General features: G+C 58.4%; 1 protein-coding gene. It reads right to left on the bottom strand.

Annotation, left to right across the window (positions count from 1 at the left end):
- Window positions 1-257: transporter substrate-binding protein (locus tag SB753_RS38905; protein WP_410805395.1), on the bottom strand; the 257-nt coding region annotated here is incomplete at both ends.

The raw sequence follows: 257 nt of genomic DNA, 5'->3' as shown, positions 1-257 counted from the left end.
GAGTATGGCGCCTTCGGGATGCTGAAGCAGCAGCTCCTGCATGGTCCGGTTGCATTCGTACGGATAGACGTAGCGCGACCCGACGAAGTAGACGCGCGCACCGAACGTCTGGGTCATGAAATCGGCGAGTTGCACGCCATTCTGATTCGGCGACGCACCGCTGTAGATGATGTTGTCCGAGTATTCGAAGCCCTCGTACTGCTGCGAATAGATCAGAAGCCGGTTGTGCTTCTCGACGACGGGCAGCATCGCCTTGC

Origin of the sequence: Paraburkholderia sp. SIMBA_053 (assembly GCF_046534895.1) — a bacterium.
GTDB classification, from domain to species: domain Bacteria; phylum Pseudomonadota; class Gammaproteobacteria; order Burkholderiales; family Burkholderiaceae; genus Paraburkholderia; species Paraburkholderia caledonica.
Note: the sequence above shows the minus strand (reverse complement) of the source record. Positions and strands in the feature narration are given on the sequence as shown.